Origin of the sequence: Pseudotenacibaculum haliotis, from assembly GCF_042684245.1 — a bacterium.
Lineage (GTDB): Bacteria > Bacteroidota > Bacteroidia > Flavobacteriales > Flavobacteriaceae > Polaribacter > Polaribacter haliotis_A.
Genome location: NZ_JBHULH010000001.1, coordinates 364299 through 376584, shown reverse-complemented (window position 1 = coordinate 376584; position 12286 = coordinate 364299). Strand labels below are relative to the sequence as shown.

Genomic DNA, 12286 nt, shown 5'->3' with positions numbered 1-12286 from the left:
AGATGTTTTATAAATCAACTTCCACAATCGACAACATCATTTACCATAGAGTATAAAATGAATTTATCTGACTACACACTCCAGCCCATATCAAAAGAAGATCTCAACTTCAACTTTGATGACATATATGCGAGAATGAATTTTATAAATAATAAAATCATATCTGAAGAGAATGCCTTTTTCGTTAAAATAGCTTCAATGTGCCTAGGTAAACCTTTTGATGAGAAAAAGGACTTGGATAGATTCAAAATTTATAATTACAGCAACAAAAGTATTCTACTATTTGATGGAGAAGAAGTTGGTGAAATCATTAGGAATTATTCAATTGGTGGAGGTATTGAATTCATCCCTCTAAATTAGTCTTAAGGTATCCTAAAAATAGGATTATCATCAATTTCCCTCTCTATTGTTGTTGTATCGATCTCCACACCTTTCACCTGTCCATCCACAAACTCCTTCATCGCAGAATAATCAACCAGAACACATTCGAATGATAGCTGGTACAAGTTCCCTGCATTTCCAGTATCAACGGGATTAAAGGCAAGTCTTCTCATGCTGCTATAGTTATTACCAGAAGATCCATGGAAAAGCGCATACAAATGATCTAAGGATTCAATAAAGTTCAAAGCTCCATCTTGATTGTATGCTCCAGCATGAGTGTCCAGGAGTGTTTCATAATAGAGAAAGCAATCCACCTGAAGAGTTACCTGCTGTACTTTATTTCCTGTATCCTGAAGATCTCTAGATCTAAAACTCAAAAAGACAGCTGGAGTCGGAAACGGATGTTCTTCTTCCAAGAAGTTTATTTGGTTGTGCCAAAGGTCCACCCATTCGATCTGATTAAGATTCTCAGTTATTTTCGTAGCAAGTTCTTTGTATAGTTCTGTCCAAAATTGCATTTTAAATCGATTTTAAATGTTGTTTATATGCTTTTTAAATTCTCTTTCAATGTGACTCACCCACCAAGTGTTCAATTCTCTCATCAGAGTTTCTGAATGTCCTATGTATTGTCTTTTGGGCATCTTTATGATCATGCGGTCTTTTTTTGTCAGCGCCATCCATTTCCAATATGATTGTCCTGTGGATTTGAACATAAACCAAAAGAATTTCCTGCTCTTGGGTGTGATGGGAATGGTAAGAGTTCCTCCTTCGTTGTGAACCTGAGAGTACGGAGCGTTGGTACCAAAAACCAAAGTGAGTTTACTTCTGCTTAGGATCTGGAGACTGTCTCTTAGGTTTCCAGTTTGAACAAGAAGAGCTCCTCCTGTCCTGGTATCATTTTTCCGTTTGTCCCATGCCTGATATGAAGTATCGGTCCATCCTTGCTTTTGAAAACTATCCTTGAAGAAGTTCAGCGCATGAACCGATGAATAGCGAACGGCATCACTGACTACTTTTCGCCCTAGTTTTTCAAAGTCTGGAATTGGATTTTGCTTGTTCGACATTTTGTTTTACTTTTGGAGTGCGTTGCAGCTTTGTCTAATACGCTACCTTTTGCAGCTAGGTTAAGCTGCTTTTTTTATTTCAATAGATCACTGATTTTTATTCGCTCTACCGCCTTACCACTGATCAGGATGACCGTATCGAACGTATCTTTCTTATAATGCTTTAAAAGCCCTTTTAATTGCGATTTAAAGCGGTTTACACTAAATGGATAGTCCTGGTGAATATCAAATACAATTACCTTGACTCCTTGGCTCTTTGCAGACCTCAGATTAGAACTGATATTCTTTCCTTTTTGAGTTTTGCGATCGGCGAGCTTCTTGTCAATTTCAAACTCAGGATTCTTGTAACCTTTCTCTATGATGTGTGGTCGGATCTTCACCGAGATTCCACTATCGGATAGCTTTTTGGCAGCTGCAAAATTGCCCGGGAGATCTTTAGGATCTGCAAAAGGACTGATCTTCACATCAGCTCCACCATTTCCAGTATAGATCTTAGTATATGGAGCGTGTAATTTTGAGAGTTCAAAAGCACTTTGCACTTTCTTTGGTGCAGCACGTGAGATAACAAAGAAAGGATGCTTTTCACTGTAGACGCTTCCTGTTTTACCAACATTGATTTTGAATTCAGGCTTGATTTGGTTTTTTGGTGTTGGTTTACTTGTTGGACTATTGGTTGTTTGAACCACATAGCATCGACATCTCCATCCGTTCGGCGGATAGAACGAATCCCAGAATGGATCATCTACGGGTTTTACGATCCCATCAAATACTGAGTGATCCTCTCGCACTCTTTCATCTCCAGCTGTACGATATTCCAAGTTCGGGAATAGATCTTTATCCTTTTCATAAGACTGCCAGTTTCGAGCTTGATTTCCTGATTGACGTGCTGTTTGATGTTCTGCCTGAAGATAGTTCTCGTTGTAACGTTTGTTGGCTTTTTGAACCTGTTCTTTAAAGTCTTTAAATGATCTTTGGTTTCCATGGTGGAACTGAAGGTCATTGAACTCTAATAACTGTGCATAGGTCTTTGCTCCCGAGAATCGAAAGATGTTCTTTTGCATGGCAAGAACCGTTCTGTCCTTTTTAGGATCTTTACCAAATTTGGTGAACCCATTTCCCCAACCATCACGAGCTCCTGCGACTATATCCGAGTAGATCTGATTGATCAGATCCTCGCTTAATGATTCAGGTTTGAAGGTTCCATCATGAAGACCTTTTGCGATCGTCCCAACTAGCTTGGTGTATTTAGAAAGATCGATCGCCTGTATGTCAAGCTCTAAAATGCTCTGTGGATACAACTGATCAAAACGCTCAGCTGAAGGACCAAGGTTCAAACTAGACTTTTTTTTTTGAGGCTCTGGGTTGTTAGTCTGAGGCATCATGCTTTTTAATCCTGTAATTGGAATTCCCGTCTTCTCAGACAAATACTCCACGTCGATCTCATAGAACGAACTGAAAGAAACCACAGCATCAATAAGTTCTTGAAGTGTTAGAGTTTCTGCATCATCCCACTCAAATTTGTAGTTATCAAGACCACTGTAAACAGGGCTCAATTTTACAAGCCTCGGAATTAACTCCTCGTTGACCAATATCTCAATGAAGAACTTATCCAGTTTGATTTTGGTGTTGAGTATGTTCTCATGAACATTGGCGGCACCAACGTGAGCTTTTTCATCTGTGGATCCAGTAGCACCATTGATACGTTTTGATATCTCGTCATTGGCTAGTTTGGTTAAATCTTTAAACACTGCTGAGTTCCCTGCATTGGCATTGGTGCCATGCTCAATCTTTTCATTTCCCTGTGCAATCACAAAGTGATTTGATTTGAAGTTGAGCATGGAGTTGTATAGTTCGGTCATGCGCTTTTTGTCAAATCGATCGGTAAAAACGAAGATAGGTGGAATTCCGTATTTTTCAATATAATCTAACCAGGAGCCTATCCCTAGTTTTTTAGCAAGTACGATTGGAGCAAGCATAGCAAATAACCCGAGCATATTATCTTTACCTACCTGAAGATAGTAATCTTTGAAAGCTCCTTCTTTATAGTTCCAACCTTTGGCATCACCCACTTCTTTGACGATCATTCCTTTTTGAGGAATCACGTGTGCCATATCAACCTCAGTCACTTGCTTTAAGTGTCCGTTTTCTTTGAGATCAAACAGCTCGATTACCTTGGTTCCTGTGTACTTTGACATCAATGCAATATGGATGAATCCCTCTTCTTCAATAAACCAAAGCTTCTTTAGAATATCCGTCATTTCAGGATTCTCTTTTCCACTTTTATCTACGAGCTTGAAAGCAGATCCTCTTACGGCATCGATACGGTTTCCAATTGTTGCCATCAAATGATTGTCGAGCTTCAAGGACTGATACAACTCTTTTAGATTTAACCGGTTCGGATCTTCTGGATCAGTAGCTAACAAAATTGCAGCTTTCCATTCCTTAAGCGTTTGCTTTTGAAGTGTAGTGGCAGTCATGGTCATCTGATCAGTAAGACTACTGCCTTGTTTTCTTGATGCCGCTTCGATGTTGATCGTCATTTGATCAGCATTGCTTAAAAATTGCTTCTCGAAATATTTGTATATGATTGAATCTTTTAATCCCATAGTTCCGTCTTAAATGTAAAAATCGTCGTTTGTTAAATTTCCCCAAATAGAAGTGCTTTCTACCTGTCCATCATCATCTGTTGGCTTTGGAAGGTCCAGTGTAATTTTGCCAGCTGCAATCTTATCGAGTTCCTTTTGCACCTGTTCCATATCATCTTTACTGATATTGAATTTACGAGCAGAATTTCTACTGTGGATTTTTGCCAGGGTAAGTGTTACCAGGATATCTACCAGAGCTTCATCTTTGATCGGCGCGGTTTCATCAAAAATGGCTTCTACATCATAGAGATCTCTCAGGTATGGTTTGACCTTTCCGATGGCTCTTTTTTCAGCATTTTCGAGTGCCTTGTCGAAATCACCTGTACTCTCCTGGATAAATCGGTTTCGACTATCCGTTTTTAAATCATCTTCTGTTAAGTATATCATCTTACCATTGGTTTACAGATTTCATTTTACCACTGTTCCAGCTGTCTTGTCCTTCAGGTGCGCTGTAGATGTATTTCGCTCCCTCATGGATTGCTTCAGCATCAGCATCAGGAGCATCATCTTTGGTGGTGTATCCGTGATGAATACCGAAGAGCTGCTGCATCCCAATCTGAGTGTCTTTGTGGTGCTTTAATTTGATATTGTATTTGATTCGACCATTCTGGTACCTGGCTTCCAGTTCATCAATGATCTTTCTAAATTTGTTGCGCTTGTTGTGGCTTTCTGTGAGGTTAAATTCAGGTGCGTTTAATTCTCTTTTTGCATCTTCAACCGTTCGCCTAACTTCATCATTCCAGAATTGAGATTCTACTCTAAAATCAACATCAACATTTTTGGGCAAACTTTTTTTGAATTCAATCATGTACTTGACAGCAGGAAGCATTTTGGTTTGCTGTACAAAGCAATGAATCAGATAAAACTCTTCTTTGTACACTCCCCAAATTCGAACTGCATTGTAATCAGATCCATCATTGATGTGATTTCCAACTCTTCCAGCATAGGCAACATCCCAATGACAAATGATTGCTTTGAAGTGATCGATACGAGGAAGTTTTACCCATTGGACGTATTCTGATTTGAAGATCTTTCCGCCTTTGAGTTTGGCTTCATGGTTGTACTCTGATTTGGCAGATGTGACTCCCATTTTCTTCTCCTTACGTCGATAGTATGCTTTGGTATATTTTTCTTTCCATCTAGGCTCGTAGGTAATCGGGTCATAAGCTTTAACCTCGTGGACCACCCAATCAGGATGTTTTGCAGCAAGCTTCTTTAAGAACATAACAGGAGCAAACCAGTTATTTGGAAATAATAGACGTTCGTTTTCGCCGTCCATGGATGCCAAGAGTTCTTCTTCTACATATTCCACCATTTCGTCCTGGCGTTTTTCATTTTTGATCGTTTTTTTGGTCTCAAGATCGTCACAGGAATACATGCTTGGACGTTTTGGTCCAACACGCAATCCTCTACAACTTTGACCGAACCCCAGAGCTTGACCGATAAACCCTCCATTTGTCACCCATAGCTCATCATTCCATGAACCTGGTTTTTTCTGTTCTCCAAAGTCGGCGATGATTTGAGGATTGACTTCAAACTCAGCTTTGAGATCAGAAAGCAATTGAATAGCCTTTTTCTCTGAAACTCCTACCAATACGAAATACATGTCTATTCCATTTAACCACAGCCAAAAAGGAATGATAATATTGCACCAAACGGATTTTGCAAGTCCACGTCCCCATTTGGCAAATCCAGTGAAATTGCTATCCTTTAAAACCATAATAGCAAAGGCAATCTGAAAATCTGCACACTCTGAGGTTGCGTAATGAGGAAAATATCTTTTAACACAGAACCTTACATCCTTCTTTGCTTTTTCGATAGCAGCTTGCCTTTGATGATCAGTTTCAAATGCATTGACTTGACCTCCTTGTTGTATCAGTTCTAGTTTTTTCTGATACCTCTCGAGTGCTTTTTTATCTTCCTTTTTCACCTATCCAAATTTTAAGCTGACCGTTTGTAAATGCTTGCTTTGAAAGTCAATAGTATCTCTGTAGAGTTTCTCATCAAACTCACGAAGGTTTTCAAAAAGGTCATCCATGACTTCCAGATAAGTGGCTAGAGAAACCTTGTTATCTTTATCCAACTCAGTGAGTTGCTTACGCCATTTGCTAGCACCATCATCAATACTTCTCATTTCGGTATTTAACCCTCCTATTTGATCTCGATACTTTTTAATTAGCTTCTCATTTTTGGATTCGATGGCTTTATCAAGTTTCTTTTTGATGTCTTTTCGTTGCTTGATACAATGCAAGGTTTGATCAGCGTACTCTCCAAGGATCTCATTGATTCGTTCTTTTTGAGCATTGGTTGAGTTCACTCTAGCATCCCGTTGAGTTTTCCAACCAAACTTTTTGATCCAGTTCCCGATAGTCTTCTCAGTACGCTTTAATTCTGATGCAATCCACTTAGCGGTCTTATGATCTTTGACATACCAATTGTAAGCTCTTGTTTGTTCTGTAGTCATGGGGCAAATTTCAGAGAATGGAGCCTGCAACAAAAAAGCGTATTCTAAATTAGACAGTAATCACGGTACGAATCGTACCGAAAACCTTACCAATTTAGAATCTCGATTTTTTAAAATCATGAGGTGAGTTCAAATTTGCAGCATAGAATTTAAGACTCACGCAATTGAACTGGAATAAGATTATATCGTTTATTGACCCAAAGAAAAAGGAAGAAGTTGGGCGTATTGAGGCTACAAATAACAAAGGAGTGGCTTACTTTAAGATTATTGGACGTATATGGTCATGGTCGGCAGATTACGATAGCATTCTGCGAAGAGAAATCGATAATGCACTTTCTGACGGGATAAAAAAAGCCGTCGTTTATGGGAGCAGTCCTGGAGGGTCTGTTTTTGCTACTTCTGAGATTGCGAATCTTTTAGATCAGTTCGATGATGTAAAGATTGAAGTTGGTGCACTTATGGCATCTGCTTTCACCTACCTAACGTCAAAATTCCACACAACAATTAAGACAAATACTCAAGGTATGATCCACATGCCTATGACTTCACTTAGAGGAAATATCAAGGAAGTTAAATCCGAATTAAAGCTTCTTGAAAACATCACTGATGACTATGTAAAAACCTATTCGAAAAAGACAGGTAAGAGCGAAGATGACATCAAAGCACTTTGGGCAGATGGTGATTATTGGATGAATGCTACTGAACTTAAAAAGGAAGGGTTTGTTGATGCTGTTGCTGGAGAAATCGAAGCCTTCACTGAAGAGGATATCCTTGCGATAAAAGCTTGTGGGGCTCCTACAATTCCAAAAAAGAAAAAAATAAATAAGAATAATTCACAAAACTCAAATCAAATGGATAGAGAAGAATTGATAGCTCTTTATGGGCTTGAAGCTAATGCAACTGATGCAGATATCATGGAGGCAGCAAAAAAAATCAAAGTGGATGCATTAAAGCATCGTGATTCTGAAAAAGCAGCCAAAGAGAAGAAAGCTTCTGAGCAGAAAACAGCGGCTACAGAACTTGTTGAAGCTGCGATCAAGGACAAAAAGATCAAGGCTGATCAAAAAGAACAATATCAGAAGTTAGCTGAGGCTGATTACGATAGTACTAAATCTGTATTGGAAGCAATGAAATCGATTCCAAAATTGACGGATGAGTTGGATCCAAAAAACAACAATGTTGATGCCAACAAAGAAAAGTGGACATTGGAAGATTGGATCGAAAAGGATCCCAAAGGTTACAACAAAATGTTGGCTGAAGGAGATGAAAGATTGGAAGTACTAGAGAACGATTATTTTAAAACCTCAAATTAGTATGAGAAGTATAGGAATTATTGGCAGTCACATTACTGCTGAAGTAACGCATGTTTCATTGCCTCTTTTAAATCAAAGAGGAGAGAGAGAATTATTGAAGCAACTGAGACATGAGCACACATGGGTGGCTGAAATTCCATCCAAACAAAAATGGGTCAATAACGATGTTATCAAGATCCCAAAACGTGGAGAAGCTCCAAAAGTTTTGATTAACAACACTCAATATCCGATTGTCAAAAACAAGCGTGATGATAGTCACATCATTTTGGGATTGAACAAGTTTGACACCGAGAATACCGAAGTTTCTTTGGATGAGTTGTATGCACTTCCTTATGAGAAGGTTTCTGATGTACAAATGCAACATAGAGAGACCTTGGAAGATGAGACGATGGAATACGGTCTATATGGAATCCCTCCAACTGAAAAAGACGAGGCTAACAATTTGTTTATCATTGAAACAACTGGACCAGATCGTGGAGATGGGACATTGAAACTTGTAAAGAAAGATCTTAGAACGCTTCAGGAGAAAATGAATAAAGCTGGGATTTCTAAAAAAGGTCGAATCTTGGTTCTTTGTGATGAGCACGAAACTGATCTTTATGATGAAGACAGCAAGTTTGAGAACAAAATGGCGAATCATAAAGAAGGAACCCCAGCTCCAATGCTTTATGGTTTCAAGATCTATGTTGATTCAACGACTCCTGAGTATGATGACAACTTAGAGAAATTGCCATATCAATCTGTAGATGTTGGGAGAAAATCTTCTGTGGTATTCCACAAAAAAGCAACAGGAAAAGCAAATGGAACTGTAGTTCGTATTGCATTACCGGCTAGTATGAACCCTGAAGGAAGAGCACATGTAATTGGATACCAATTCTATCATGTTATTGTAGCCTACGGGGTTGAAGGGTCTGCCGCAGTTGTAGATGGAAAAACGCCCCCTCAAGCATAATGAATAACAATGGCGGTATTGCCTCATAACAAGGCAAACCGCACCCTTACGGGGGATTATCTTTTCAATGATGAAGTACTTTAAATTATATGAATTTGATAGCCCGGATCAACCTGGAAGCGGAAAGAATATGCAGGCATCTACATTGGATTTACTTGATCAGTGTAGAGAAGTTGCAGGAATCCCTTTTATCATTACTTCAGGACACCGAACAGCATCACACAATCAAAAAGTGGGTGGTACAGAAAATTCTAGTCACTTGAGAGGCTATGCTGTTGATGTTGAATGTAACAATTCAAAAGACAGATACAAGATTGTTCAATCCGCACTTAGTGTGGGATTCAATCGAATCGGTATTAGCGGGAGTTTTATTCATCTCGACAATGATCCCGCCAAGACCCCAAATGTAATTTGGACCTATTAATTAAATCGAATATCAACCATTATGTCAAAACGAAGTAACCCAAATCTCCGCAAGAACGGAGGAAAAGGAACCTTCTTTGGTAATCTATTGAGAGGTATTGTAAAGACAGGTAAAAGCGTTGGAGCTCCACTTTTAGATGCAGTCACAGGCGGAACTGTTTCAGATATCGTACAGGCTATTTCCGGAGATAAAGAGCTCAGCCAAGAAGACAAGGAAATGCTCTTAGCTGAAATGCAAAAAGACGTTAAGCTTGAGCAAGAGATCACCAAACGTTGGGAAGCAGATGCGAAAAGTGACAGCTGGTTATCAAAGAACATCAGACCCTTGGTTGTAGCCAATTTCACACTTCTTATCGATGTTGTGATCATTAGTTCAATAGCGGGTAAAAACCTAGGGGAAGCCTATATACCGATATTGATGACAATGGGTGTCACAGCTATTGGTGGATATTTCACACTCCGAGAGTACGGAAAATCAAGAAAGAATTAAAAACGTAAAACAATTCAAAGATGAAAACATACAGCAAAACTCAATTAGAAGAGCTAGCAAAAGAAAAATTTAAACAATATCCGAAGGCTGATGCATTGTATGCTACTTCAAATGGTCAGTTTTTCTTGATGGAAAACCGAGCGCAATTGTATGCCAAAGGAAAAAATCTATCTGTTGTTAAAATCGACAATCCTGGAACGGCCAGTCAAGATCTTCCTGAAGGGAATGCAAAAGATGTGATCAAAGCTGTTGAGAGCATTGAGGATCCAAAAACACTGGAAGCTTGGTTGAAATCGGAACAAGATGGAGATGACCGTAAAACAGTGAAAGCTGCCATTGAAGAAAGAATCAACGAATTAAACCAGTAATCCATGGCACAGTTAAAAGGTGTCGGCGTTAACAAGCTTGACGGCGGCTTAGGAAGAAGAAATCCATCCACAGATAATGTAGTGGCACTTGTCGCTGCCATGCCTGTGGTTGGATTGGGGGTAAATCTGAATGAAGCAACTGAACTTCTTCAGATCTCGGATGCTGAGACCCTTGGAATCGATGCAGCATACGATGCTAATAATACGGTGTTGGTGTATCATCACATCTCGGAGATCTTTAGACTGTCTCCAGATGCAACTGTTTATTTAATTCCTACTGCTACGGGAGTTAGTGTAAGTGATATTTTAGCGGATATCCTTCCAACGATCAGAGCAAATCAAGACATCAAAGGTTTTGGTTTTGTAGGTTTCAATGACACTCTGAATGATATGGCAACCAAAGTGGAGGCTGTTCAAACAGGACTTGTTAATGTACTTTTATCAGAAAACCGATACGTAGACTTTGCTCTTTTAGAAGGAAAAGGAAGTGGAGTCAATATCGCTGCAAATACTATTGCAGATCTCAGAGAAAAGAATGCTCCTCAAGTATCAGTGGTGATCGCCCAGGATCCTAACATTGCGTCGATCGATGCAGCATACAACAATTATGCAGCTGTAGGATCTGTATTAGGAATGATCTCAGTGAGAAGTGTCAACGAGAACATTGGATCTGTCAACATTAAGAACAAGCCATTTATCAAACGTGGCGCTCCAGATTATTCGCTTACCGATAGCGTATTAGATATTTGGCTAGATGCCAACCTATCTGATGGAAACTTAGCACAGTCTTTATCGAGAACAGATTTAAAGACTTTGACAAACAAAGCATATATCTATGCTTCTTCCTTTGAAGGTTATGGAGGAATATTCCTCAGTAATTCTCCAACAGCTATCGAGAAATCGAGTGACTATGGATTTATTGAAAACAATCGTACTTGGAACAAAGCAGCTAGAGTTGTAAGGCAGGCTTTGATTCCTGAAGTGAAAGGAGTAGTTAAGAAGGATCCACAGACAGGATTTATCAAAAGCACCAGCATCAGCAGATGGGAAGGTCTTTTAAATAGCTCCATGGAGCAGATGATTATCGATGATGAGATCAGTGGATTTGATATCTATATTGATCCTAAGCAATACGTTGATCAAGAAACTGCTCTGAAGGTGAAAGTACAAGTTGTCAAGGATGATATCGTCCATGAGTTCGAAGTTGATTTAGGTTACACCAAACAAATACAATAACAATGGCACAGACACAAGCAAGAATTATAAATAAGTTCGGGACTATGACAGGATGGAACAATATCACTGTCAATCTTTTAGGAAGAGATGTTGAAGGCATCACTGAGCTTTCTTATACCGATGAGGAGAAAAAAGAAAACGTTCCTGGTGCTGGTAAATATCCTGTAGGACGAGGAGGAGGAAACTATGAGGCTAAGGCTTCGATTACTCTTTATAAAGAGGAAAGAGATGGTTTGCTGGCTGCGATTCCTCAAGGTAGACGTATTCAGGACATTACCATGTTTGATATTACCATTGAGTACTTGATGCCAGACGGAACAATTAAAAAGGATCGAATCCGAAACTGTGAATTCATGGGAAATGGAGTTGAAGTAAAGAACAATGACGTATCAATTTCTTACAAATACGATTTATTGGTATCTCATATTGAATGGAACATAATCTAAGATCAATGGCAAATACTCAAACATACAAAGATATTACCAAGGAGCAAAGAAAGGAATGGGAAGCTAAATTTGGCAAGCATCGAATCAAAGATATCACCTTTGAAGTTGATGGCATTAGTTATGGGTTTGTTCTTAGAAAACCATCAAGAAGTGTCATGGAAGCAGTGGCTAAGGAAGGGGAAAAAAATATAGCAGCTGCTAATAATATATTTCTCAAGAATTGTGTACTCGGAGGAGATATGGAAGCTATTGATCTAGATGGTGATGTTTATCTAATTGTTATAAAAGAGATTTCTCTACTTCTGAATAAGAAAAATATAACAGTAAAAAAGCATTAGACCGCTTTAGGATCGATCCTGAAGACAAAGACAACGATCATCAATGGGTCAGTAAAATAAATGCTATCATTCGATCGCATTATGGTACTGACCCAACTTTATTAGATGATGACACTTGGGCAAAGTTATTCAACGAGTATTCCTATGTAAAAGCGGTGGAATTGAA

At 39.0% G+C, this 12286-nt stretch carries 15 protein-coding genes; 9 read left to right on the top strand and 6 right to left on the bottom strand.

Going from position 1 to position 12286, the window contains the following annotated elements; all coding sequences use genetic code 11:
- Positions 1-57: 57 nt before the first annotated feature.
- On the top strand, positions 58-360 hold the full coding sequence (locus ACFSRZ_RS01835; protein ID WP_379664814.1) for a hypothetical protein: 303 nt from the start codon (positions 58-60) through the stop codon (positions 358-360).
- A 2-nt stretch (positions 361-362) separates the two neighbouring features.
- Here ACFSRZ_RS01835 and ACFSRZ_RS01830 read toward each other — a convergent pair whose 3' ends face one another.
- The 6 genes from ACFSRZ_RS01830 to ACFSRZ_RS01805 form a co-directional block, all read right to left on the bottom strand.
- A complete protein-coding gene (locus ACFSRZ_RS01830; protein ID WP_379664813.1) occupies positions 363-899 on the bottom strand; it encodes a hypothetical protein in 537 nt (178 codons plus the stop codon).
- A gap of 12 nt (positions 900-911) precedes the next feature.
- Positions 912-1445 carry a phage virion morphogenesis protein gene (locus tag ACFSRZ_RS01825; protein WP_379664812.1) on the bottom strand — a complete coding sequence of 178 codons (534 nt, stop codon included), beginning with the start codon at positions 1443-1445 and terminating at the stop codon, positions 912-914.
- Positions 1446-1519: 74 nt separating this feature from the next.
- Entirely contained in the window at positions 1520-4051 is a 2532-nt protein-coding gene (locus ACFSRZ_RS01820; protein WP_379664811.1) for a phage portal protein family protein, read from the bottom strand.
- A gap of 9 nt (positions 4052-4060) precedes the next feature.
- Entirely contained in the window at positions 4061-4477 is a 417-nt protein-coding gene (locus ACFSRZ_RS01815; RefSeq protein WP_379664810.1) for a hypothetical protein, read from the bottom strand.
- 1 nt (position 4478) lies between these two features.
- On the bottom strand, positions 4479-6020 hold the full coding sequence (locus ACFSRZ_RS01810) for a hypothetical protein (RefSeq protein WP_379664809.1): 1542 nt from the start codon (positions 6018-6020) through the stop codon (positions 4479-4481).
- Positions 6021-6554, bottom strand: coding sequence for a hypothetical protein (locus tag ACFSRZ_RS01805; protein WP_379664808.1), 534 nt, complete (start codon positions 6552-6554; stop codon positions 6021-6023).
- Between the two features lie 164 nt (positions 6555-6718).
- Between ACFSRZ_RS01805 and ACFSRZ_RS01800 the strand changes: the two genes are divergently transcribed.
- From ACFSRZ_RS01800 to ACFSRZ_RS01765, 8 genes are all read left to right on the top strand, one after another.
- Positions 6719-7867, top strand: a complete 1149-nt coding sequence (locus ACFSRZ_RS01800) for an ATP-dependent Clp protease proteolytic subunit (protein ID WP_379664807.1) — start codon at positions 6719-6721, stop codon at positions 7865-7867.
- A gap of 1 nt (position 7868) precedes the next feature.
- Positions 7869-8819, top strand: a complete 951-nt coding sequence (locus ACFSRZ_RS01795) for a hypothetical protein (RefSeq protein ID WP_379664806.1) — start codon at positions 7869-7871, stop codon at positions 8817-8819.
- 70 nt (positions 8820-8889) lie between these two features.
- A complete protein-coding gene (locus ACFSRZ_RS01790; protein ID WP_379664805.1) occupies positions 8890-9243 on the top strand; it encodes a D-Ala-D-Ala carboxypeptidase family metallohydrolase in 354 nt (117 codons plus the stop codon).
- A gap of 21 nt (positions 9244-9264) precedes the next feature.
- Complete coding sequence (locus ACFSRZ_RS01785) at positions 9265-9732, top strand: hypothetical protein (protein ID WP_379664804.1); 468 nt, start codon at positions 9265-9267, stop codon at positions 9730-9732.
- Between the two features lie 20 nt (positions 9733-9752).
- Positions 9753-10100, top strand: a complete 348-nt coding sequence (locus ACFSRZ_RS01780) for a hypothetical protein (protein WP_379664803.1) — start codon at positions 9753-9755, stop codon at positions 10098-10100.
- Positions 10101-10103: 3 nt separating this feature from the next.
- The gene (locus tag ACFSRZ_RS01775; RefSeq protein ID WP_379664802.1) at positions 10104-11336 is read left to right on the top strand and encodes a DUF2586 family protein; all 1233 of its coding nucleotides are present in this window, start codon (positions 10104-10106) and stop codon (positions 11334-11336) included.
- Positions 11337-11338: 2 nt separating this feature from the next.
- On the top strand, positions 11339-11782 hold the full coding sequence (locus tag ACFSRZ_RS01770) for a hypothetical protein (protein ID WP_379664801.1): 444 nt from the start codon (positions 11339-11341) through the stop codon (positions 11780-11782).
- A 5-nt stretch (positions 11783-11787) separates the two neighbouring features.
- On the top strand, positions 11788-12120 hold the full coding sequence (locus tag ACFSRZ_RS01765) for a hypothetical protein (protein WP_379664800.1): 333 nt from the start codon (positions 11788-11790) through the stop codon (positions 12118-12120).
- The last annotated feature ends 166 nt before the right edge of the window (positions 12121-12286 follow it).

What these genes read in the sequence shown, in the direction of transcription:
- ACFSRZ_RS01770 (WP_379664801.1), top strand. Translation starts at nt 11,339, where the DNA reads ATGGCACAGACACAAGCAAGAATTATAAATAAGTTCGGGACTATGACA.
- ACFSRZ_RS01820 (WP_379664811.1), bottom strand. Translation starts at nt 4,051, where the DNA reads ATGGGATTAAAAGATTCAATCATATACAAATATTTCGAGAAGCAATTT.
- ACFSRZ_RS01790 (WP_379664805.1), top strand. Translation starts at nt 8,890, where the DNA reads ATGAAGTACTTTAAATTATATGAATTTGATAGCCCGGATCAACCTGGA.
- ACFSRZ_RS01825 (WP_379664812.1), bottom strand. Translation starts at nt 1,445, where the DNA reads ATGTCGAACAAGCAAAATCCAATTCCAGACTTTGAAAAACTAGGGCGA.
- ACFSRZ_RS01835 (WP_379664814.1), top strand. Translation starts at nt 58, where the DNA reads ATGAATTTATCTGACTACACACTCCAGCCCATATCAAAAGAAGATCTC.
- ACFSRZ_RS01785 (WP_379664804.1), top strand. Translation starts at nt 9,265, where the DNA reads ATGTCAAAACGAAGTAACCCAAATCTCCGCAAGAACGGAGGAAAAGGA.
- ACFSRZ_RS01765 (WP_379664800.1), top strand. Translation starts at nt 11,788, where the DNA reads ATGGCAAATACTCAAACATACAAAGATATTACCAAGGAGCAAAGAAAG.
- ACFSRZ_RS01805 (WP_379664808.1), bottom strand. Translation starts at nt 6,554, where the DNA reads ATGACTACAGAACAAACAAGAGCTTACAATTGGTATGTCAAAGATCAT.
- ACFSRZ_RS01830 (WP_379664813.1), bottom strand. Translation starts at nt 899, where the DNA reads ATGCAATTTTGGACAGAACTATACAAAGAACTTGCTACGAAAATAACT.
- ACFSRZ_RS01780 (WP_379664803.1), top strand. Translation starts at nt 9,753, where the DNA reads ATGAAAACATACAGCAAAACTCAATTAGAAGAGCTAGCAAAAGAAAAA.
- ACFSRZ_RS01775 (WP_379664802.1), top strand. Translation starts at nt 10,104, where the DNA reads ATGGCACAGTTAAAAGGTGTCGGCGTTAACAAGCTTGACGGCGGCTTA.
- ACFSRZ_RS01795 (WP_379664806.1), top strand. Translation starts at nt 7,869, where the DNA reads ATGAGAAGTATAGGAATTATTGGCAGTCACATTACTGCTGAAGTAACG.
- ACFSRZ_RS01815 (WP_379664810.1), bottom strand. Translation starts at nt 4,477, where the DNA reads ATGATATACTTAACAGAAGATGATTTAAAAACGGATAGTCGAAACCGA.